At 34.2% G+C, this 23487-nt stretch carries 21 protein-coding genes, 2 pseudogenes and 1 other annotated feature; of the genes and pseudogenes, 11 read left to right on the forward strand and 12 right to left on the reverse strand.

From position 1 onward, the window contains the following. Positions 1-24: 24 nt before the first annotated feature. On the reverse strand, positions 25-3123 hold the full coding sequence (gene ileS, locus MHH98_RS11345; protein ID WP_340712863.1) for an isoleucine--tRNA ligase: 3099 nt from the start codon (positions 3121-3123) through the stop codon (positions 25-27). A gap of 54 nt (positions 3124-3177) precedes the next feature. Then, positions 3178-3417 (reverse strand) — a binding site (T-box leader). Between the two features lie 623 nt (positions 3418-4040). Here ileS and MHH98_RS11350 point away from each other — a divergent pair. Then, positions 4041-4277: a DUF3977 family protein gene (locus MHH98_RS11350; RefSeq protein ID WP_076035322.1), complete on the forward strand. Its 237-nt coding sequence runs from the start codon at positions 4041-4043 to the stop codon at positions 4275-4277. A gap of 42 nt (positions 4278-4319) precedes the next feature. On the opposite strand, the gene MHH98_RS11355 is transcribed toward MHH98_RS11350, so the two are convergent. Further along, complete coding sequence (locus MHH98_RS11355; RefSeq protein ID WP_164491921.1) at positions 4320-4463, reverse strand: hypothetical protein; 144 nt, start codon at positions 4461-4463, stop codon at positions 4320-4322. Between the two features lie 377 nt (positions 4464-4840). Further along, positions 4841-5698, reverse strand: a complete 858-nt coding sequence (locus MHH98_RS11360; RefSeq protein WP_076035321.1) for a S16 family serine protease — start codon at positions 5696-5698, stop codon at positions 4841-4843. 363 nt (positions 5699-6061) lie between these two features. Here MHH98_RS11360 and MHH98_RS11365 point away from each other — a divergent pair, with 363 nt between their 5' ends. The 3 genes and pseudogenes from MHH98_RS11365 to MHH98_RS11375 all read left to right on the forward strand — a co-directional run bounded on the left by MHH98_RS11365 (position 6062) and on the right by MHH98_RS11375 (position 8490). Then, the gene (locus MHH98_RS11365) at positions 6062-6394 is read left to right on the forward strand and encodes a PadR family transcriptional regulator (RefSeq protein WP_038181702.1); all 333 of its coding nucleotides are present in this window, start codon (positions 6062-6064) and stop codon (positions 6392-6394) included. A 1-nt stretch (position 6395) separates the two neighbouring features. Continuing rightward, positions 6396-6962 (forward strand): hypothetical protein, encoded by a 567-nt coding sequence (locus MHH98_RS11370; protein ID WP_076035320.1) that lies wholly within the window; start codon positions 6396-6398, stop codon positions 6960-6962. A 235-nt stretch (positions 6963-7197) separates the two neighbouring features. Next, a pseudogene (locus MHH98_RS11375) lies at positions 7198-8490 on the forward strand (arsenic transporter). A gap of 134 nt (positions 8491-8624) precedes the next feature. On the opposite strand, the gene MHH98_RS11380 reads toward MHH98_RS11375, so the two are convergent. Beyond that, entirely contained in the window at positions 8625-9110 is a 486-nt protein-coding gene (locus MHH98_RS11380; RefSeq protein WP_076035319.1) for a general stress protein, read from the reverse strand. 234 nt (positions 9111-9344) lie between these two features. Continuing rightward, positions 9345-9494 carry a YjcZ family sporulation protein gene (locus MHH98_RS11385; protein ID WP_076035318.1) on the reverse strand — a complete coding sequence of 50 codons (150 nt, stop codon included), beginning with the start codon at positions 9492-9494 and terminating at the stop codon, positions 9345-9347. A 380-nt stretch (positions 9495-9874) separates the two neighbouring features. On the opposite strand from MHH98_RS11385, the gene MHH98_RS11390 reads away from it, so the two are divergent. The 4 genes from MHH98_RS11390 (at position 9875) to MHH98_RS11405 (ending at position 13987) form a co-directional block, all read left to right on the forward strand. Then, complete coding sequence (locus MHH98_RS11390) at positions 9875-11278, forward strand: HD domain-containing protein (RefSeq protein ID WP_076035317.1); 1404 nt, start codon at positions 9875-9877, stop codon at positions 11276-11278. A gap of 209 nt (positions 11279-11487) precedes the next feature. Then, positions 11488-12411 (forward strand): LCP family glycopolymer transferase, encoded by a 924-nt coding sequence (locus MHH98_RS11395; protein WP_143691024.1) that lies wholly within the window; start codon positions 11488-11490, stop codon positions 12409-12411. A gap of 224 nt (positions 12412-12635) precedes the next feature. Next, positions 12636-13145 (forward strand): hypothetical protein, encoded by a 510-nt coding sequence (locus MHH98_RS11400; protein ID WP_235175692.1) that lies wholly within the window; start codon positions 12636-12638, stop codon positions 13143-13145. A gap of 152 nt (positions 13146-13297) precedes the next feature. After that, positions 13298-13987: an alpha/beta fold hydrolase gene (locus MHH98_RS11405; RefSeq protein WP_083669551.1), complete on the forward strand. Its 690-nt coding sequence runs from the start codon at positions 13298-13300 to the stop codon at positions 13985-13987. A 944-nt stretch (positions 13988-14931) separates the two neighbouring features. Here the strand turns inward: MHH98_RS11405 and MHH98_RS11410 are convergent. After that, a complete protein-coding gene (locus MHH98_RS11410) occupies positions 14932-15303 on the reverse strand; it encodes a hypothetical protein (RefSeq protein ID WP_038181682.1) in 372 nt (123 codons plus the stop codon). A 576-nt stretch (positions 15304-15879) separates the two neighbouring features. Here MHH98_RS11410 and MHH98_RS11415 point away from each other — a divergent pair. Continuing rightward, a pseudogene (locus MHH98_RS11415) lies at positions 15880-16302 on the forward strand (NUDIX hydrolase). Positions 16303-16478: 176 nt separating this feature from the next. On the opposite strand, the gene MHH98_RS11420 reads toward MHH98_RS11415, so the two are convergent. The 4 genes from MHH98_RS11420 to MHH98_RS11435 form a co-directional block, all read right to left on the reverse strand. Continuing rightward, positions 16479-17582, reverse strand: coding sequence for an ABC transporter substrate-binding protein (locus MHH98_RS11420; RefSeq protein ID WP_076065041.1), 1104 nt, complete (start codon positions 17580-17582; stop codon positions 16479-16481). A 20-nt stretch (positions 17583-17602) separates the two neighbouring features. After that, entirely contained in the window at positions 17603-18382 is a 780-nt protein-coding gene (locus tag MHH98_RS11425) for an ABC transporter ATP-binding protein (RefSeq protein WP_143691025.1), read from the reverse strand. 4 nt (positions 18383-18386) lie between these two features. Continuing rightward, positions 18387-19208 (reverse strand): ABC transporter permease, encoded by an 822-nt coding sequence (locus tag MHH98_RS11430; RefSeq protein WP_235175691.1) that lies wholly within the window; start codon positions 19206-19208, stop codon positions 18387-18389. A gap of 189 nt (positions 19209-19397) precedes the next feature. Beyond that, positions 19398-19556, reverse strand: coding sequence for a YpzG family protein (locus MHH98_RS11435; RefSeq protein WP_076035312.1), 159 nt, complete (start codon positions 19554-19556; stop codon positions 19398-19400). Positions 19557-19947: 391 nt separating this feature from the next. On the opposite strand from MHH98_RS11435, the gene MHH98_RS11440 reads away from it, so the two are divergent. Further along, positions 19948-21210, forward strand: a complete 1263-nt coding sequence (locus MHH98_RS11440; protein ID WP_076035311.1) for a glycosyl hydrolase family 18 protein — start codon at positions 19948-19950, stop codon at positions 21208-21210. Between the two features lie 182 nt (positions 21211-21392). Beyond that, a complete protein-coding gene (locus tag MHH98_RS11445) occupies positions 21393-21821 on the forward strand; it encodes a hypothetical protein (RefSeq protein ID WP_340712865.1) in 429 nt (142 codons plus the stop codon). 51 nt (positions 21822-21872) lie between these two features. Here the strand turns inward: MHH98_RS11445 and MHH98_RS11450 are convergent, their stop codons facing one another. Together MHH98_RS11450 and MHH98_RS11455 are read right to left on the reverse strand one after the other, a co-directional pair. Then, positions 21873-22688 (reverse strand): MBL fold metallo-hydrolase, encoded by an 816-nt coding sequence (locus tag MHH98_RS11450; protein WP_038181664.1) that lies wholly within the window; start codon positions 22686-22688, stop codon positions 21873-21875. 141 nt (positions 22689-22829) lie between these two features. After that, positions 22830-23471: a hypothetical protein gene (locus tag MHH98_RS11455; RefSeq protein ID WP_038181661.1), complete on the reverse strand. Its 642-nt coding sequence runs from the start codon at positions 23469-23471 to the stop codon at positions 22830-22832. Positions 23472-23487 lie beyond the last annotated feature (16 nt).

Here is a 23487-nt window from a genome sequence, read left to right on the forward strand (position 1 = left end):
AAACTATTGTTATTTAAATCATCATTATTGGTAATTCATTGCAACTTTAACAAGTGTGGTACCTAATTGTACATCAATAGGTTGCTCATTTTCTGCTAATGTATTAAACGTGATGTCATTTACAAGTAAATTTTCTCTCATTAAATCTTCAAAACGAAGGATCATTTCTTTTACTTCAGTACTTGCAACAATGTTAAGAGATACATACATCTCGACTGGTAAATCTAGTTTCTTTCTTGTGTCTTGAATTGTACGAATAAGCTCTCTTATTTGTCCTTCTTCTATTAATAAAGGCGTTAATTGTACATCTAGCAATACTTTTAATTGCTGATCACCAGCTAGCTCAAAACCAGGTGTTACAGCAGATTCTACAAGAATGTGCTCAGATTTTAAAGTATAGCTGTTTTCATTTACATTAATTTGTACTTCGCCTTGAGAAAGAATTGTTTGTTTTTCTTCTTCCGGCATATTTTCTACATATTGCTTAAAGGAATTGACCGCTTTACCAAATGCAGCCCCAGCCGTTTTGAAATTCAGTTTGAAGCTAGCTGATTCATATTTAGTGATATCATTAGCAAATGTAACCGTCTTGACGTTTAATTCATCTTTTATGATATTTGTATAAGCATCTAATGAACTAGAGTCTCCATTTTGCCAAACGATGATTTGATGAAGCGGTTGCTTGGTTTTTAATGAAGTACTATTACGAATACTTCTTCCGAATTCCACTATTTTCAAAATTGTTGCCATATCTTTTTCTAGCTCCGGATTAATGACTGTTTTATCCGCTTTTGGGTAGTCTTGCAGATGTACACTACTGTTGTGTAGTTTTAAGTGAATATCCTCTGCGATATAAGGTACAAAAGGTGCTAGTAAGCGGCTAACTGTACTTAATGTCTCAAATAGGGTAGAGTAAGCTGCTTTTTTGTCTTCTGATAGACCTGAAGCCCAGAAACGATTTCTAGAACGTCTTACATACCAATTACTCACTTCATCAACTAACGCTGCAATCTCTCTTGTAGCAGCTGTAAATTGGAACTCATTCATAAACTCTTCTACAACTTTGACTGTATTATGCAAACGAGAAAGCATCCATTGATCTAAGATTGTTTTCTTGCCTGTTTGATTTGAATCATATTCAAATCCATCAATTTTCGCATACATAGCATAAAATTTATACGTATTATCTAATGTTTCAACTAGTTTTGATTTTGCATCTTGCACGGTCTTTTTCGAGAATCGTTTAGGATTCCAAGGGGAACTATCGATCAAGAATGCCCAACGTAGAGCATCAGCACCGTATTCTTGAATCAATTCAACTGGATCTAGGGCGTTGCCTTTACTCTTCGACATTTTCTGGCCGTTCTCATCTAATACATGACCTAATGATAAGACGTTTTTATATGGTGCCTGCCCAGTAAATAGGGTAGAAACTGCTAATAGGCTATAGAAGAAGCCCCGTGTTTGGTCAATACCTTCTATAATTACATCTGCAGGGAATTGTTTTTTAAACTTCTCTTTGTTATCAAATGGATAGTGGTGTTGCGCAAATGGCATTGAACCGCTGTCAAACCAAACGTCAATAACTTCTGGCGTTCGTTCCATCTGTCCATGACATTTAGGGCAAGCGCACTGGACATCATCAATATAAGGCTTATGAAGCTCTATACCATCATCTAAATTAGTTGTAGCGATCTCTTTTAATTCTTCAATGCTACCAGGAGCTACTTCATAGCCACAATCATCACAAATCCATACATTTAATGGGGTACCCCAGTAGCGGTTTCGGCTAATATTCCAATCCACTAGATTTTCAAGGAAGTTTCCAAAACGCCCGTTTTTGATATGCTCAGGATACCAAGTGACTATTTCGTTATTCGCAAGCATTTGCTCTTTCAGTGACGACATATTGATAAACCAGCTATCTGTCGCATAGTAAAGAAGCGGTGAATCGCAACGCCAGCAGTGTGGGTAGCTATGCTCATACTTTTCTTTGCTAAATAGCAGACCTTTTTCAGAAAGCATTTTAATAATATCTACATCACAGTCTTTTACAAATCTGCCCTCAAGATCAACTACCTCTGCTGTGTAACGACCTTGCAAGTCGACTATATTCACAAAAGATAAGCCATTTTGTTGAATAGTTTTATAGTCATCTTCACCATAGGCCGGTGCAATATGAACGATACCGGTACCACTGCTCTCCGTTACGTATTCAGCTAAGACAACGATATGTCCTTTTTCGACAGTTGCATAATTGAATGGAGGCAAATAACGTATCCCTTCAAATTCATGTCCTTTATGCTCACTTAGAACTTCAACATCTTCACCTAGCACTTTTTCAACTAATGATTTTGCGACAATGAAGATCTCTGATTCTTTTTTAACTCTTACATAAGTTAATTCTGAATTCATAGCAAGTGCTACGTTAGCAGGTAAAGTCCAAGGTGTTGTCGTCCAACCTAAGAAGAATTCATTTTCTTTATCAGCTAATTTGAATTTCACTGTAGCAGATAAATCTTTTACATCTTTATAGCCTTGTGCGACCTCATGTGAACTTAATGATGTTTGGCAGCTAGGGCAGTAAGGTGAAACACGATGCCCTTTATATAACAAGTTGTCTTTATGCACTTTACTCAAGATGTGCCATACACTTTCGATATAGTCATTGCTTAATGTCATATAAGGTTCATCCATATCAACCCAATAACCTAATTCTTCGGTAAATGAACGCCATTTCTTCTCGTAAGTGAAGACACTTTCCTTACATTTCTTAATAAATGGCTCTATACCATAACGTTCAATCTCTTGTTTACCCGAAATACCTAGTTGCTTTTCAACACCTAGTTCTACAGGAAGACCGTGTGTATCCCAGCCTGCTTTTCTTTCTACTTGGAATCCTTGCATCGTTTTATAACGTGCCACAACATCTTTAATCGTTCTGCCAAATGCATGGCCTACATGGGGTAGACCGTTTGCAGTTGGTGGACCTTCATAAAAAACAAACGGTGTGCTTCCTTCTCTTGCATCAACAGAAGCTTGAAAAGTATCTTGTTCTGTCCAGAGGTTACGAATGCGTTGTTCACGTTGTACTGTATTTTCTTTACCTTCAATCGAATTCATTGATATCGCTCCAATACTAAATTATATAAAAACATACAAAAAACCCCGTCCCAAGTAAGGGACGGGGTTAACCGCGATACCACCCTAATTCTATTGAAAACCGCTCAATAGCACTCAGCAACGTACAATCATACGTGTTCCTTTTAACGGCGGACACCCGGATAGACCTACTGAATCTTCAGACTATCTTCTCAGAGAGGATCTTCACATTACACTTAAACACTGACTTGCACCGATCTGTCAGCTCTCTAGGGAATAAGATGTAACGCTACTCTTTCTCATCAACGAATTTGTATGCTTTTATTGAGAATTATCGTAACAGAACAGAAAAAAATTGTCAAATTATTAAAGAAGGTATCTACACATTAAAGGAAATGAAAGAAGGGGAGGGATGATACTAGTTTATTGTTGTAGAAACCTGGATATTTAGAGTTTAGATAATGTAGATAGAGAATAGTGAAATTTAATTATACAAAAATGAAAGTTTTGTTAAATGGGATAACTGAAAATAGTGTAATCTAAAAAGTATATTATAAATTCAAAAGAATCTATAAATAAAATAGCGAATTTAATAGAAAAAGTGTGTTACACTATAACGTTTTAGAACACAGAGATACACAAATCTATTTTTCATGAACGCTCAAAGCAACCAAAATATGCGAATGAATACTTTAGAACCATTGATACATAAGCGTTTGTGAAGGTTTATTCACCTGTATTTTTATTGCAGAAACTATACATTTTAGGACGAATAAAGGAAAATTAATATAATTTTTATAAATATTTGTCACTTCTTGGAATAAGGTTTGAGTTTTGATATGTTACTATTATTTTTAACAATCTATTTTTTTCCGATAGGTAAGACAACAAATACTATTTACATTTAGTGATTAACAAATGTGAAGCGGTGATCAAAAATGAAATTTATTGAAATAGGAATTGGCAACACGTGGATTGTTAGGACAGAGATAGAATTAGAGGACGGTTCTGAATTTGAGGAACGAGGTATAATAGGACCGATTATTTTAAAATCGGTTTATCTTCGAATTTGGTTATTTAAAACGGTAGTAATCCTAGATTCAAAGGAAGGTTTAAAGAAGTTGAAAAAGAAGCGAAACTCCCTTAAGTTAGTATTGGGTATTCAAAGTAAATAAGATAAAGAAGGAAACTTCGCATTTATGTAATTAAAATTTGTGCTACAGCCGTTTACGAAGTTCTTTTAGTTCGTCACCTATTTTTTTTATTTCTTCTGTTTGCTCTAGAACATTATTATTTAATCTTCGTACAGCTTCAAATACAGCAAAAATCGCGCAAATAATTATAATCCCAATAACTCCCATTTTACACCTTCTTTCTAATTACATAATAGTACTTATCATAGCTTAATTGGACTATTATGTAAATGTTATACAGTTTATAGATAGAATAATTAGAGGATAGGTACAAATTATTTAAGAGGTGATAATGGAATGAAAAGAAATACAGTAATTTGGATAATAATCATATTAATTTTGATAGTAGTTTTGCCCCTATTAAACTGGATTTTATTAGACATTCAACCATGAGTAGCATGTTTACATAAAAGAAACTAAGGTGCATCATTTGAATTAGTTTTATAGATTCGTCTTGCTAATCAAGTCGAATGTTTCTCAACTTCTCTATTGTAGATAGACACTTAAGCATCCTGTATTGTTTATAAGCAGCAATATAGAATTCCTTATTTATTTTGTTCATTACTTGTATCGTTCAATTCATTAATCAGTCGAACTGCTTCTTCTACATGTGCCACATCAAGAATTTGCATGTTTAAATTTTGTTTCTGCTGAATTTCCAAAGCTTCTTTTCTATTTGCACTTGGAACGATCATCAATGAAAAACCGGATTTTTCAGCAATTTGCATTTTTTCTTTTAAAATCCCTATGGCTAATACGTCTCCCGTTTCGCTAATTGCCCCTGTAACAGCAATCTTTAAGTCATTTTGCAAATCGCCCCTCACAATAAGTCCTGTTAACGCTAAACCTAACCCAGCGCTACTTCCATCAATATGATCGTTATTTAAAAATTTGTTAATCCTTCCATGCTCTTGTCCTAAAAAATGATTCACGTTTTCTCTCATTTGTTCTACGCTATCTTTCCCAAGATGGAACCACTTCAATAATTGTCGGTTCTTACTTCCGTACCGGTCCGAATTGGTGATTTTAGTAATATCCAGATAGTCTATTTGTTGTTCTTTTAAAAGGTCTATAACAGCGTTTTTGTTTTCAGTAAATTGGAAATCAACTCGATTTACCCCTATTAAATAGATTCCTGAACCTTCGTATACTTCTAAAGGATCTGTATATCTGTATGCAGCATGTGTGTATGCATCATAAAATATCAGAGGTATTTCGTAACAAAATAGTAGGGCCATCAACAATGTAATTAACACGACTTTTCGTTTGATAGCACATTTTTTCCGATACACAATAAGCGCAATCGATAAAATGATTAAGCTAAGCAATAAAATAACGACAAAAGAAACTCCACTGATCACATCTTGAAGATACAATAACAGTAATAAGAAATAATAGATCATCGTAAAAAACACATTCACTATATAAGGTAAACTTCTTTTGAGTTTAATGATAATACCTTCACTCCTCACTTTAGTGCAAGTATATTTTTAATTTCTAGAAAAATGCAGATAATCCCTTTGTTTTGGAAATTATCATTTTTTTCAATTTCACATAAAAAAACCGTTTGTACGTTTGTACAGCGTAGATTAACGCTTTATAAACGTTTTTTTTTGCCTATTGAACCATTATGGAGCATTGTTTCAATCTTAAAAGAAGGAACTTTTTATACCTTACTTTAATTTATACATTGCTTTATAAGGTATGAATGTTTTATAATCTGTTTGTACCTAACAAAGCAAGGTATTGTTGAAGGAGAGAATTACGTGGAAATTGATAAGGAGATATTACGAGGTTATATAGACACAATCATTTTAAGCTTGCTTTACCATGACGATATGTATGGTTATGATCTGAGTAAAGAAGTTAAAAAACAAAGCAAGAATTCATTCGAAATAAAAGAAGGAACTTTGTATTTATCTTTTAAACGTTTAGAGAAAAATGGCTATGTAACGAGTTATTGGCAAGAAGGAAGTGCAGCGGCTAGAAGAAAGTACTATCATCTCTCGAATACAGGAAAAGAGTATTTAACCCATAAAAAAGCGGAATGGCTTTTCATGAAACAATTAATGGATCAATTTTTGGAAGGAGTCGAGTAACATGACACTAAGTAAAGAAACGAAAAACAAAATCAATCAATTCGTGAAGCAGAATACCAAGCTAAGTGTAAGTGATAGTAAAGAGCTTACATACTTTGAAGAACTTGCGATTCAAGCGAATCAAACATTAGGGGAGGCGAAGAAGACTGCTGCTAAATTTAAATGGTCTTCACAAAAGAATAATGAAGCACAAGAAGAGTTAATGAGTTATATGGACGATTATATTCAAGATTTAATGATAGAAGAAGGCATTTCTGAAGCAGATGCATTTGAAAAAGCTAAGGCATCGTTTGCAGTTGAAAATCCAGACAATCCTATGCTAGATAGAAATGCTAAATGGATGCAATATCTCGAACCAAATATTGAGGAAGCAATAGGGCTATATTACGCAGCATTTATGTTCATCGGTTTAACATTAGGTGCGTTAGTAGGGGTTATTTTACAAATGGTCGTTCTAAAAGAGAGTATTGGATTATTATTCTTTATTATCACGGGTATTGGTTTAATGATGGGGCTAGCTTTCGGGATGCTAAAAAATGCGAAAATCCGATTAAATAGCACAAATTAAAATAAAAATAAGAAAGAGCCTGTTTTGTTAGTCTTATCAAAACGAGGCTCTTTCACTTATTAATATATGTTGATATAGTTATAGAAGTAAGAAGAGGATTACGAAGCATAAACTTGTGTAATCCATTCGAGTAGAGCTTGATAGACAACATTTATAGTCAGGACAATAAATTATTACAATTAGAAATACAGGTCTTATGAATTTCTTGTTGAAAATGGAAGGTTGGACATAGAAATTGGCAATATTAGCGTCTTTGATTTTTTTAGTAACACTTGTACTAGTCATTTGGCAGCCAAAAGGATTGTCTATAGGGTGGTCTGCATGTGGTGGAGCCATCATTGCATTAATTTTAGGAGTAGTGGATTTTACTGATGTATTAGATGTTACATCGATCGTTTGGAATGCGACGTTAACTTTTATAGCAATTATCATTATTTCACTCATATAAGATGAAATAGGTTTCTTTGAATGGTCTGCACTTCATATGGCTAGGGCAGCAAAAGGAAATGGTCTTAGAATGTTTATCTATGTCACTGTTCTAGGAGCATTAGTAGCAGCATTTTTTGCAAATGATGGTGCAGCCCTTATTCTAACTCCCATTGTATTGGCTATGGTTCGAAACCTACAGTTTGACGGTAAAAAAGTATTTCCGTTTATAATAGCAAGTGGATTTATTGCTGATACAACCTCTTTGCCCTTAGTCGTAAGTAATTTGGTAAATATAGTATCGGCGGACTTTTTCAATATTAGTTTCTCTGAGTATGCATCACGAATGATTATCCCCAATTTCTTTGCACTTATTGCAAGTGTTATAGTATTGATTTTATTATTCCGTAAAGTTATTCCGAAGAATTATAACCCAACAGTATTAAAGAAACCTGTTGATGCAATTCGTGATGTCACAATGTTTCGTTTATCGTGGTACGTATTAGGAATACTGCTAATTGGTTACTTTTCAAGTGAAGCTATTGGTATTCCTGTATCATTTATTGCAATCCTTGTTGCATTGTTCTTTCTAATAATGGCTAGAAGAAGTAAAGCCGTTAATACCGGAACAGTTATTAAAGGGGCACCATGGAACATCGTTTTCTTCTCAATTGGTATGTACGTAGTTGTTTACGGTTTAAAAAATGTTGGTTTAACAAATGTTGTGTCTGATGTTATTCAATGGACAGCAAACCAAGGATTATTTGCTGCGACAATGGGTATGGGTTTCTTAGCTGCTATTCTGTCATCGGTAATGAATAATTTACCTACAGTTATGATTGACGCACTAGCTATTTCAGAGACTACTACAGACGGAGTTATACGTGAAGCATTGATTTATGCCAATGTTATTGGTTCTGATTTAGGACCAAAAATTACACCAATTGGCTCTTTAGCCACGTTACTTTGGTTACATGTTTTATCCTTAAATGAAGTCAGAATTTCATGGGGTACATATTTTAAGACAGGTATAATATTAACGATTCCCACGTTATTTCTTACATTGCTTGGTCTTTATTTATGGTTAGTAATTATTCATTAAAATGAAATTTTCAAATTAAAATACCTTCTTGCACAGTATAAACATCAAATTTACTGAGCTTGAAGGTATTTTAATTATTACGTAGTAATTAAAAGATTGACTAATCTATTTCAGTACTTTTTACTAAACTAATGTTAATACAATCGACGCATTGATTCAATCTCCACAATTCGCTCACGTCTGTCTAAAGAGTCCTCTCGGTCAATCATTTGTTCATCATGGTGAATGGGCTCGTCTATCATTGCACCTTTCTCATCAATTATTTTATCTGATTGCCCTAAATCATTAAATGGATCTTGACCAGTAACTAATATGGTTCCGCCAGCTTCTAAAATTCGTGTGTAATGTGCATTTTCTTCATCCGTTAATTTCAATTTCTTTAAACCTTCTTCAATAGCGGAGTCATCAGAAAACCATGACTTAAACTGGTCAACCCAATTGCCTGTAGGATGTCTTTTAATGTCCGAATCCCATTTTAAATTCGCAAATTTACTACTATCCTTAGTGAAAATGTGAATATTGTTGCTTATAATACCTCCTGAGCGTAATTCTTCAATTTTAGTTAATACCGCCTGAGTACCATAGACAACTACAATCTTTTGACTTAAGTTGTTTTGCATGTCAATTCCTCCTTAAATAATTATGCTCCTTAGTTCTTTACCCTTAATGGAAAAAGTATAAACGCAACCCAACTACTGTCATTTATGTACATTCTTTGTTTGAATTCTAGGTGTGCAGCCTTCAGTTAAGTACCTACTTCCTTCATTTTGTAAACATTAGAAAAGACAGGTTAAAAAAACCTGTCTTTTCTGGTGGATTATGATTTTTATCCAACAGTGTCCATAATAGCTACCTTAACAGTAGCCACCGCCACCGCCACCGTAACCACCGCAGTTCATGAAACTTGCGCCAATGATAATTAAAAGAATAAATAGAACGATAAGTAACGCGAAGCCTGATCCATTATTACGACCACCTTCGTACCCGCCATTGTCATTTCCCATATTGTACACCTCCTATACATCTGATAGTTCATTCTATGTCAAGATTGAAAGAGTGTTTGGGTTCATTGATTTAGTTTTATGAAATTATTTTAAAATTACCGAAAATAAAACCCGCAAGGTATTACACGTCTCTTTAATTATTAACTTCTTTCAGGTTGTTTCAGGCTGCTTACAGTAAATAGAAACGTTTATGCTATTGAATGTTTTATAGAAGGTGGACGACTAGTGGGCTTGTATCTTTTGAAATAGAGCATGTATTGACATAGAAATTAATAAGAAATTGCTTCATCAATAGTTGTCTATATAAAACTAATTACCAATACTTTTATTGGAAAATCAGCCCTAAATGTTATAATTATCTAAAAAACGGTGGGGATTTCATGATAAATGCTTTAAAAGCGCGTTTAATTCAAAAGAGCAATTATCTTACACAAAGTGAAATAGAGCTATTAGAAAAAGCTATTATTTTTGCTGAGAAAGCACATCATGGACAAAAGAGGGCTACGGGAGAGCCGTACATCACTCATCCCTTAGCTGTTTGCGAAATACTGTTAGAGTATAAGGCGGATATAACCTCTTTAATTTCAGCATTACTACATGATGTAGTGGAAGATACGGATATTTCTATTCATGAAATTCAACTTAACTTTGGTAAACAAGTTTCTACAATCGTAGAAGGATTGACCAAAGTTGAGAAAGGTCTACTTGAAAAAGAAGAGTACAGTGCAGTCAATACAGAAAAACTGCTAACTGCTTCTATTATTGATATTAGAGTAGCAGTTATTAAAATTGCAGATCGATTGCATAACATGAGGACTCTTTCAATAAAAAAAGTTGAAAAGAAAATCCCTTATGCAAATGAAACAATAATCTTTTTTGCGCCACTTGCTGAGCGACTAGGGTTATACAAAATTCAAGACGAGTTAGAGGCATTATCATTCAGTTATTTGAACCCACCCAAGTCTAATACAGTTCAAAAGTTAATAAACAACTACGCTAAAAAATTTAATGATATTTTTTTAATATGCTCTGATAAATTACAAAAGGAAGGTAATTCTCTAGTTATTGATTTGGATTGGGGTAAAGAACCGTTATATAGATCTTATTGTCTTTTACTAGAAGAACATGCCATATCTGATTTATTCTCCATAAAAGTAATTACAAATTTACCGCTGCATTGTTATACTGCACTTGGTATAATACATAATCTATATACACCAATAGAGGATCAATTAATGGATAATATTGCAATAGTGAAAAGTCCATTTTTAAAACATTTAAAGACCAAAGTACTTATCGACAATATCGAAGTAAACTTCATCATTCAGAGTGAGTATGATAAAAATCTAAATGATACTGGGGTATTTGCCTTATTAAAGAGTGGTTTATCAAGTAGTGAAATAACGAATTTAAGTAGAAATTTGTTAGGGGACTCTATACACACAGTAAAATCTATCTCAAATTCGCCAATCGAATTTTATGATTTAATAGCTTTCGAATTGCTTCAAAGGGTAATTACAGTGTATACACCAAAAATGGATGTGATCTCTTTACCAAAAGGCTCAACTATTATTGATTTCGCTTTTTCATTAAATTCACAATTAGCTAGGTGTATGTCTGCTGCAATAGTAAATGGTAAGCGTCGCCCCGTTTATAAAGTACTAAATGATATGGATATTGTAGAAATAGTTACGACAAACAAAGAGATGGTCAAATCTGATTGGTTAATTCATGCTCAAACTTCGAAAGCTATTAAAGAAATAAATGAATTCCTGAAAATGTAATTATTTAATGATTTTAATATTGAGTTGCTGGAGCAGCTCTTTTTTATTGACGTTTCAAGAAAAATTTTTATAATATTCCTTGGCAACCATTTAAACAATTCTTTCGTTATAAGTATTAGATTTTACGCTTTTTATAAAAATTATGAAATCTAACGGTGATTCCAACAATAAAGTAGTTACTATATATCAGAAAGATTAGGTGAATGATTATGGAAGAGAAAAAGTGGTATAAACAGAAGAAATATCAAATTATACTTGGTATTGTACTGTTATTAGTATTAGGGGTAGGTGGCTACGCATTTAGCTTATATAATTCTTTCAATTCCGCTCTTGATAATATGCATCATCCTGTAGATAAAACAGATAAGAGAGAAAATGATATATCTATAAAAAAACAAGATCCTTTCTCTGTATTATTGTTAGGTGTAGATGAGAGAGCTAACGATTCAGGTAGATCAGATACAATGATCGTATTATCAGTAAATCCAAAAGAAGAATCTGTGAAAATGTTAAGTATTCCTCGAGATACAAAGACTGAAATTGTAGGGAACGGAACAGTAGAAAAAATTAATCATGCTTATGCTCGTGGCGGAGCAGAAATGGCCATTGCAACAGTCGAAAACTTCTTAGATATACCAATTGATTATTATGTGAAAGTAAACATGGAAGGCTTTAAAGATATAATTGATACGCTGAATGGTGTCACAGTTGTAAATGATATGGATTTGACCTACAAAAACTATCACTTCCCAAAAGGCGAGATAGAGCTGAATGGTAAAGAAGCGCTAATATTCTCTCGTATCCGATATGAAGATCCTCGTGGAGACTTTGGTCGTCAAATTAGACAAAAACAACTTATTCAAGCAGTTTTAGATAAAGGAACAAATCTATCATCGCTATTAAAAATAGATGATATTCTTGGTAATTTAGGAGATAATATTAAAACGAATTTCACATTGAAAGAAATGTTAAATATTCAGAAACAATATAAATCATTGAATAAAAATATAGAGCAAATTCAATTTGAAAAAGGTAGTGGAGGAAAAGAAGCAGGGGTATGGTACTATTACCCTGATGCAAATGAGCTAAGCGAAATTAAACAAACGTTTAAAGGTCATCTTTTATTAAAATAGAACCTATGTATTAAAATCCCGTATCCTTTGTGGAATACGGGATTTTTATATTTTATTCCATAACGAATAAATTCTAAAGATACATAAGTACTTGTAGAAAAAGGTCATATCGCCATTAAAAAAACTGTATAAATTAACAAGCACATTTTTCTTTAAGACGTTGAAGATTCTCAAATTGTAAAAAAAGAGGGGGAAATCACATAGATTTTGTTAGAGACTACGCAATGTACATGGCGATTTTCGGTGTGTTTGGATCAAGCTGGTTTGGCTGGGCACAGGAAAAACCGAGAGAAAGCTGGAGAAAGTTTTTAGGAATTGCTTCTGTATTCTCGCTTTTAGTTGGATTAGGAGGCATATTTTTAAGCGTGACAAATTGGCATCAACCAAGCGCATTGTCGGAAGCGGGAGCATACAAGAGTTACTTAATCTTCTTGTATGCCGAATTCTTCGTAGCAGGGTTCGGCGCTTTCTTATTGATTAAAAATAAAAGAAAAGACTACGTGGCTCCTTGGGTTGCCTTTATCGTCGGCATACATTTTATCGGGTTAAAAAGTATCTTCGAAGACGCCAGTTTATATCTCTTAGCAACTTTACTCATAGCAATCTCAATCATCTCAATATTTCTCTCTAAAAAGCTTAAAGTAGCCAATAGCGCTATAACCGGCATCGGAGCGGGTATAGTACTGTTTTGCTATGCAATATTAGGATTAATCCGTTTTATACTTGCTAACTAAATAGAAAACCTATCAGTTTCGGCTGGACGACATTTTTTTGGAAATACAAAACCAAAAGGAAATATTCAAACAACCTCTGAAATATAGATGTATAGATAATAAAAAATATATCTGTTTTCAACAGACGAAAAACACCCTAGGAGATGATGAAATTGGAAATACAGGTGAATCAAATTGAATTAAATGGACTTACTTTTCAATATCGTGAGAGTGGGGAACCTTCTGCACCGCCGCTTGTAGCACTTCATGCGCTGGGAAAAAGTTCAGAATCTTGGGATCAAGTTGCTGCAGTATTAGGAGAGAATTACCGCATTTTAGCTTTAGATCAACGTGGGCACGGTGGGAGTGCGAGAACGAGTACATACACTTTTGAACTGATGTGCGAGGACTTGCTTCATTTTGCGAATGCTTTGAATTTAGAACGTTTTACGCTACTAGGTCATTCCATGGGGGGAACAGTATCCTATCTTTTCTCAGAGAATTTCCCAACAAGAATAGAAAAGTTGATTGTTGAAGATACTCCTCCTCCTTTTCCGGATAAGCAGATCGAGATTCCCTCTAACCCAACTAAGCACCTACCGTTTGATTGGCTAGTTGTGCCTTCTATTCTAAAACAACTTAATGAACCAAACCCCGAATGGTGGGCGCGCCTTGCGGATATTAACCAACCTACTCTTATAATAGGCGGTGGATCCAGCCATATTCCTCAAAACAAATTACTCGAAGTTTCTAAATTAATCCCGAATTGCGAATTGGTGACGATAGAAGATGCCGGTCACTTTGTCCATGATGATAATTTACCAGTCTACTTAGCTAAGGTAAAAACTTTTCTTAATGCATGATTTTCTGATTGCTTTCACTGTTACCCCTGACTCTTTTTTAACAAATGGGCATGAAATTTTAACGAAATTATTATTATATTTAAGTGCAGTGAAGTAATTACCTCAAAAATTAAATAGTTTAAAATAACCCCGTCTTTAATTAGGACGGGGGTTATTTGTGTTTGAGTTTATATTAGTACTAACACTTTGCATTTGAAGGTCCAAAAAGGTTAATTATCCAACGCCTTATATTGTCAAAAGGTTCTGATTCACAGCCTTTTTAGAAAGACCACAACAATGACAAAAAAACATTGTAATTTAGAAAAGTTAGTGACTTTACTATCCATTGAGTCGCAAAAAGACCAGATTAATTTATCAAATGCCAAAAAAGGCTTTATGAGCGTTTTTAAAGGGGTTTAATTAAAAGGGTAGGGAAGTGCTGTGTTTTAAAATTTAACATGGTTATGAATGTCCTAGCGGGCCTTAAAAGTACAGAGATATGGATAATGAGATGTTTTATCCTATTTAAAATAAATAATATTATTGTTAGGTGTTGTTAATCTTTATTAGAAATAACTTTACCTTGTGGTGTACTTATAGAATATTTTAAAAGTATTAGTTGGATAAAACTTTCTGAAAAATCTTAAGTAGATTAGAAAGGAGCATATTGGAAATCTAATGATGTTCTGGATATTCTTGCTGATAGAACTAAAGTGATCCAGAATGCCTCAGTATGTTAAATGCTTGTGAATGAGTTACTTGATCAACCGAATGCGTAAAATGTATAACTGGATAGTTTAAATGGATCTATGTATGAATTTAATGAACATCAACAAAACGCCATTTCACCATAAATTTCAAAAATATCTCACTGTTTCAAGTATACTTATGAACTGAAACGCAACTTCCTATAATGTATATTATGTTCGGGGCGTTTTGTGATTAAGAGTAAAAGTGGATTTTCATCACTCTACTCTATGTTTGTAACTCGTGTTTTTCACATCTTTTAGATCTATGTATTGTACGCTATATTCAATGACATCGTTTATATATACTTGATGTTGTTTCGCAAAAACCTTCAAAGCTTCTAAAAGATCAGCATCGTATGTTGTCTTATACTGTACTCGATCTGTCGGACGGGTTGCTTTATCATAGACGATTGTATTTTGATTTAATACTGCTTGTACACCTGATTCCAACAAGTAATTGATATGAGTATCATAATCATCAGCCATTACTTTTAGTTTTTCCAAAACCGCAGCACTTATATTCGTGCGAAATTTAACTCGGGCTATATCTGTTGCTTGAATCAATTTCCCATTTGATATTTTCCACATAAAAAACACCAACTCCTAGCTTATTTTTAATAAAAAGTGCCCTTTCCCCTAGTATACAAACAAGTGTTCTTATATGCAATAGTCAGGTTCTTATTACTACACGGAGATTTATTCAAAAAAATGGATGATACTCTGTATAGATAATGTATTTTTACACTATATAAGGTTAAATTACATTGTTTTAATGAGAAAAATGCCCTTTTTACGTGTGTAGAACATTTGTTCTTAGTAGCCAAAAAGGGCATTTTTTCTGAAAGAAATAAATGCTGAAAGATAAATTCATTACAAAAAAGCGTCTAGAAATTATATATTACCAAGTGAGTCCCTGCCCTAAATATACACCAAAGAGATTAGATGGTTTCTTTTTATCTATAAATTATTGGTACTAATTCGTTACCTCTGTTTTCTAACACTTATGACGACGTTACATATGTGCGGAGAGAAAAAGTATTTATTTTGAGTTAACCGCAAGATTCATAGATTAACAAGGGTTTAACTTATGTATTCATAAACTTTAAAGGAAAAGCTTTTAGTGAGAGAGAATATTAAAATAACTCTTAATTTGGAGGGAAGTTTATGTTTATCGTAAATGTTGAAGGTGCAATTTACAAAAATGAAAAATGGCTTTTAATAAGACGCAGCAAAAAGGAAGAACATGCTGGCGGCTTACTTTCTCTAGTTGGTGGTAAAGTTGAACTAGATAATACATAAACTGATGTATTAGAGAAAACATTAAAAAGAGAAATCTTTGAAGAAGTTGGTATTGAGGTTTCAAATCTTAGATATGTGAATAGTTCTTTTTTTGTTACGGAATCAGGATTAAACGTAATAGACATTGTTTTTCAATGCGATCACGAGTCTGGAGAAGCATATGCTAAGTGTATAGATGAGGTAGACGATGTTTATTGGATGTCGACAGAGGAGATTTTACATAACTCAGAAATACCAATTTATCTAAAGGAAAACATAAAGTTAGCTAAAAAGTTAATAGCTGTTTAAGTGACTTTATTGGTGAAAAACAGTTAGACAATGATATAAATGGCCGTCTAAGATAAAAAGTCGCTTTCCCCTTGTTGCGGTGAAAGCGACTTTAATTTATATAGACGCCCATAGAACGTTAAATTCGTATTATAGGCGGGAATCGTTGCAATTAAAACAAATCAGGCACGAGTAAATCAGTATTCGCCAAGGATTTTGACGGCTTTTTCTGTGAGTGAAGTGTCAATTGCTTTGTCGAAGTCGAACTCCCCTTGTGTTGCACCATTTGCTTTATACATATCATATTGCGCATGAATGTCATCAATACGCATTTTACCATCTGGATCAAGGCCAGTTACAAATACTTTTTCCCATAGCTTCGCATCTTTTAATGCTGTATGTTTTGTCATGATGTCGATGATTTGCTCTTTGCCCTCACCTTTGATGAACGCATCATTATAGTCACGTACCCCTTTTAAATAAGCCAACATAAAGCGAAGCGAAACGTCTTGCTCTTCTGTCATAAATTTAGGAGATGCTAATACTAATGCGATTTGAGAATCTGGCGCAAAATCTGTTGTATCTCCAAAACGTGTTAGTATGCCTTTTTCGATGCCTTGAGCGATTAATGGTTCAATACTAAGTGCAGCATCAATTGAGCCGTTGTCGAGGGCACCAAGCATGCTACCGAAGTCATTCATTAGTGTGAATTTAACATCCTTATCAGTCAATCCTGCATGTTCTAGCATTCTTTGATAGATATAGCCATCAATCGCGTTCTTTGCAGAGACGGCAATCTTTTTTCCTTTGAAATCTGAGTAGTCATTAATTTTACCTTTCATATGGTTACCAATTACAAATGAGAAATAGGATTTCCCTTGTACGTTATGCCCTTTATCTGCAATAATTTTAACGTCAATTCCCTGTGCAATTGCATTAAAGAAAGAGGCTGTTGATATTCCTCCTGCAATATCTACTTCACCCGCTGCAAGTGCAGGTAACATGTCATCACTATTTGCAAATTGAGCAAATTCTACCTCAATATTATAATCCTCGAAGTAACCTTTCTCTTTAGCGATATAAAAACCTGCCCCTGATGCCGCTCCGTCCTCGGCAATAACAACTTTCGTTTTTTTACTTAAAGCAGCCAAATCGCTTGACGGATTGTCTTTACTTATTTCGTTATTGTCTTTCGTTCCTGTAGTTCCCTTATTTCCTGTTTGTTTATCCGAACACCCCGCAACGAACATTGCAAGGATTAGGAATGGTATAAATAAACCTAACTTTAACCATTTTCGCATGTCATGCCCCCTTTTACTAACTACTTTCTTGATTTTTGCACTTCATCTTGCAGATGCTTCCAAATGTCTAAAAAATGACCTGCTGTACGTTGGTCCGCTCTTATTTGCTCTATATTTCTAGGTCTTGGTAAATCATTTTTAATCTCTTTCACAATTCTACCAGGTTGCGAACTCATTAAAAGAATTCGATCGCTTAGTAGCAACGCTTCATCAATACTATGCGTTATAAATAGCACTGTTTTCTTTGTTTCTTCCCAAATAGATAAGAGTTCTTCTTGTAATATAAATTTATTTTGCTCATCAAGTGCTGCAAATGGTTCATCCATCAGTAAGATTTCAGGATCATTGGCAAATGCACGTGCAATACTTACACGTTGCTTCATACCTCCAGAAAGTTCCTTTGGATAAAGTGTTGAAAACTTTTCTAGGCCAACTTTTTCTAAATAGTAAGATGTACGCTCTTTGATCAATTCAGCTGGTAGATGTCTCATTTTCAGACCGAATGCAACATTATCTTCCACGGAGAGCCAAGGAATAACGCCTCTTTCTTGGAAAACCATCGATTGCAGAGGTCGATTTTCTTCACTCTCCACAATCTTAAATTCACCAACACTCGTTGTTTCGAGACCGGCTAAAATACGTAGCAACGTTGTTTTACCGCAACCACTTGGACCAACGAGACATACAAATTCACCTTCTGAAATATTGAGAGAAATATGATCCAAAGCAGTGACACTACTATTTTTCTTGTAAAATACTTTCGTCATATCTTGAATTGAAATTTTAGTGTTGTCTTCCACTGCTTCACCTCCAAGATAAAATCTTATTCTGTATCGCCCTTAGCAAAAGTGAAAATAAGTAGCCGAAAAATGAAATGAGTATAAGCCCAACGAACATCTCTTTTAGCATAAAGGCTTTATAAGAGGTCCAAATTAAATAGCCTATACCTGATGTAGCGCCCATCATTTCAGCTGCCACGATCGTTAAGAGAGCAATTGCCTGACCCATTTGAATCCCTTCCATCATGACCGGTAGCGCCCCAGGGAATGCAATTTTCAAGAAAAAGTCCTTAGAGCTAGCTCCGTAATTTTTGGCGACATCTAAATAGATGGAGTCAATATTAATGACTCCTGCCGTTGTATTGATGACAACTGGGAAAAATACACTACCAGCAATCGTTACAACTTTAGAGAAGTCTCCGATTCCAAATAGGATAATGATAATGGGTAACAAGGCGAGAGTAGGAATTGGCATAAGCGCCATTACAATAGGTGAGATGAAGTGCCTAATTGGTGAATACAGACCCATCAATAGACCAATGACAACGCCTGGTATAACCCCAAGTAGGAAACCCACAATAATGCGGTAAAGGGATATGCCAATATGGTTAGCTAGCTCACCACTCATTGCCATGGAATAAAATGTACTTACGATTTCAGATGGCGGTGGAAAGAAACGTGCATCAAGCAAGTTGGTTTGGGAAAGGAACTCCCATAACAGCAAGAGAAAAATAGGTGAAGCGATTGTAAGCATCTGCTTCATACGTTCTTTCAATTGTCTTTTCTTCCATTCCTGTTGTTCGACTTCGACAGGATTGTGATTTTTATTCATTTTATCGTCCCTCATTCTTCACCACCTCTTCATACAAATGATATGTACTTTGCCCTCGAAGTGTGTCACTGGCCTATAAGAAAAGGAATAACGCCTAGTTGCTATTAGCTTGATTAAACCGCTGGAAAAGAATAAATCACATATAAACACAAAAAACCCGGAAATTAAATTCCGGGTTTGATTGCACTTATACCTTCATGATCGTTATAACTGTGACTGTCGTGATTTCGCTGAAGTTCTCAAAAGTTTGTTATGCAGAGTTACCTCTGTTTGTCCATTCACTTGAGATTTTTGACGCTTATCCCTTGCCCAGTTGTGGTGGATTTGTTGAGATTTTGGATCTAAGTGTTCCGGCCTACTCATCGTGTTCCGCCTCCTAGTCATGGTGGATTTATAAGTGAAATCGTAAATAGTATAGCTTACTTACTAATAATAATACGTATCGTTAATTGGTAATTTTTTATTCTATTTTAGTGAATACAAAGGATTATTAAAATGAAATTTGCTCATCCTATAACGTCTGAATCCACCATTTTATACTGTTCTAAAGCAATTGTTATTTGCTGCTGACGCTCATTACCAACAATCAGTAATACCATCACATTCTCCTGTCTTTTAAAGTTCCCCATTAATTTTTATATTATTAATTATTCTACACAATTTATTACCAAAATTAAACAAATTATTTACATAACACATTATTGAGTACACGCATATTATAAAGGGTTAAATATAGTTAAACAGAGGTGACTCATTGTTTATATATGTTGTGAAAGCGGGAGATTCTTTATTTTCCATTGCATCAAAATATCAAGTAAATATGGATAGTATAAGAATTACAAATGGTTTGCAAATACCAAATATAGTCCCGGGGCAAGATTTGCTAATTCCTACAAATGTGTATATTGTTCAGCCTGGAGATTCCTTATATAAAATTGGTCAAATGGCTTTAGTGCCAGTTGAAACGATTAAGCTATATAATGGTTTACACACGAATAATTTATCATTGGGAATGCGTTTATATTTGCCACCTAGAACCAAATATAGAGCAGCCAATTTCAGCTATTTAACTCCTACTACACCAGCAAGAGATATAGAGTTGATAAATCAATTTGCAGATAGCAATTCTTATTATGGTGTTTTTGAATATCATATTTCAAATGACGGTACACTAAGTCCATTGTATCTACACAGCATTAATACATTAAGTCGGCAAAAACAAGTAGCGCCAATTGCTGTCATATCAAATTTAACTGAAACAGGTTTTAGTTCAGAAGTAGCAAGAAGTATTATTAGTAATCCGACTATAAGACAGCAAGCAGTAAATAATATTTATAACGTAGTAAAAGACAATAATTTTGCTGGGGTCAATATTGATTTTGAATTGCTTAAAGATTACGATGCAGCTGATTATGTGACTTTTATCCGCATGGTGAGAAATCGTTTAAGTCCAGAAGGTTATACTACGTCTGTTGCATTACCTGCTAAGACAGATGATACTACGCCATGGACAAAAGGTTATGATTATAAAGGGATTGGTGCTGCAGCTGATTTCGTCTTTCTGATGGCCTATGATTTTCATCATGGAGGTGGTGAACCAGGACCGGTGGCACCAGTAAATGAGGTACGACAAACAATTCAATATGCTAAAAATCATATGAATGCCAATAGAATCATTTTAGGTGTTCCAAATTACGGATATGATTGGACAATGGCTGAAGATGGTTCTGTCATAAGTGCTCGAGCCATTGCAGTAGGTGATGCTGTAAATACCGCAATGTCTTATCAAGTACCTATTCAATACTCCACTCAATATCAGCAAGCTCACTTTGAGTATTGGGACGCATTAGGTAATCGACATATTGTTTGGTTTGAGGATTCAAGATCTCGTGCACGTAAACTTCAAATGGTTGTAGATTACAAAATTAAAGGTATAGGCATCTGGCAACTAGGATTATCATTCCCTCAATCAGTTCATTTAGTGAGGCATTTTTTGAGTAAAAGAATTGTTATATAAGTTGACTAGAAAAAAAGTAAAAATAATAGTTCTTAATACATTCCTATGAAAATATAAACCGCAATTTTCTAATGCAAATAGAAAATTGTGGTTTTTTGTATTATAAGTACTTGAAGGGAATATAGCTATATCTATTGAATTATTAAAAAAGTATTAGTCGCTAAAGGTGGTGGATTCATTTGATGCCGGTAACAATTATTGAATTGACTTTTATCTTTGTAATTATTTCAGTTATTGGATTATTAGCTCTTTTATTACCTAAGTGGTGGAGGAGATTTACTTGGGGTTTAGCTTGTTTGATTCTTATAATTACAATTGGTTTTTATGTATCGCGACCTTTTATTGTTCAACATCAAACAGAAAAAGCTATTGAGAATTTAAACATATATTTAAAAGTAAAATATGTAGGAGAGTCTTGGGAAATTACTGATACAGATGCGTACCGCATAAAACCAGATGCGTATCTACATGTTAGATTTGATAATGAGCGCTTCGTAACTTATAAATATCAAATTACTAAAAATCAAATAAAACAAACTGGATCCTGGATTTCTACTTCTGGTTTAACACCAGAAGAAGAAGGAGTATCTCCTATTCATGCTGAAAAATAGTATAATTAAAAATAAGAAGCACATTAATCTGTGCTTCTTATTTTCTTAACTTTACCTGCTTCCTTCCACAAAACCCTTAACAATATGAATGGCAGACCATTCACCTTCAGATGTTTCAACTATTGGATAAACTCTTGGGAATAGTTGAGCAGTTATTTCCTCTACAGACATACCTTTCTTATGCAAATTAATAATTTGCGACTGTAACACTTCTAAATGGTCAATCTTGTTTTTTATTTCCTTATGGCCATCTTCTATATATCCTGCGTGGCAGCAATACATATCTTTAAAATCATAGGTTAATAATTTCCGTAAGGATTGTAGAGTATCGACGATATTTTCTTCTGCTAAAATTACTTTCGTTTTTTCCTGAATAAACAAATCACCAGTAAACAATGCACCAGTTTCCTTGTTTAGGAACGCTAAATGATCTTGAGTATGACCAGGTGTATTAATTACATCCCAAGTCGCATTTTTTGATTGGAACGTCTCTCCGATTGCTTGGGCTTGAAATGGCTCGCTTTGTCCCCAAAAGTACTGACGATACTTTGGATAGATATATTCTTTACTACAGCGCTCGACAGAGTCTTTATGAATATAGAAAGGGATATCTCTCTGTTCTTTTATCCAAGCTGCACAACCAATATGATCCTCATGGAAATGCGTAAGCATCACTTGTTCAAAATCAGCTTGCTCGAAAAAAGAACGAAATGATGGAAGCAAAGATTGTGCTCCTGTATCAATCAATATGCCATCTACTGCAAAACTAAACACATTCATCTTCACCGGTCCAAGTGCAATTGTACTATTCGCTAGTTGTACATCATTATGTTTTGAAACATCTATCGATTGTTCTAGTTTCACCATCATATTCTCTCCTTTATGTACTATCCCTTATACTTTATCAGAAAATTAAAACTATTAAAATATAAATAGATTAATCCATTTAAGAAAAATAAAAAAGCAGGGCGGCTACCCCTGCTTCATTAAAATTCAATTGTACAAATATTATTTTTTTCCGCCGACATTAAATGCTTTTAGCTCTTTTTCAAATGTTGCTTGATTTAATACAAGCTGCATTCCCTTTGATTCATCTATTGCTAATTGCATATGCTTTTTATAATTTTCTAGATTTTTCAATTGCAGTGCAATTTCTGCTTCTACAGCATGTGTCATCCATGCTTGGTCAAAACTATAAGTGCGTGCTTTCTTATAATTTTTTTGTAAAACGTCAGCAAGTGCTAAATGGTAGCTTCTATTAGGTTCTCTTTTAATTTCCTTAGCAAACTTAATCGCATTTTCATATTGCCCTAGTCGATAGCTACGTAAAAATTCAAAGCTATTACGGAGATCTGGCTGCTTATATTTCGCAATGATACGATCTATCTCTTTCATTTCATCCTCTAACGTGCCTTCTTTTACTGCAAGAACATGTGCGAAAAGTGGATTTCTACGTTGATTACGCATCGCTCGTTCAATTTTCTTCGCATCTTTAGATAAGTACATAACAAGTACATTATTATAAATCACGGCAGCCACAGCAATTATAAAGACGACAACTATGACCCATGTAGGAGCATTAAACCATGCAAGTACGAAACCAATTACCGCTAAAAACAAATACAGTAAAACTAACCTTAAATAATACAAACTCTTCACCTCGAGC

It is taken from the genome of Viridibacillus sp. FSL H8-0110, from assembly GCF_038003565.1.
Taxonomy (GTDB): Bacteria; Bacillota; Bacilli; order Bacillales_A; family Planococcaceae; genus Viridibacillus; species Viridibacillus arenosi.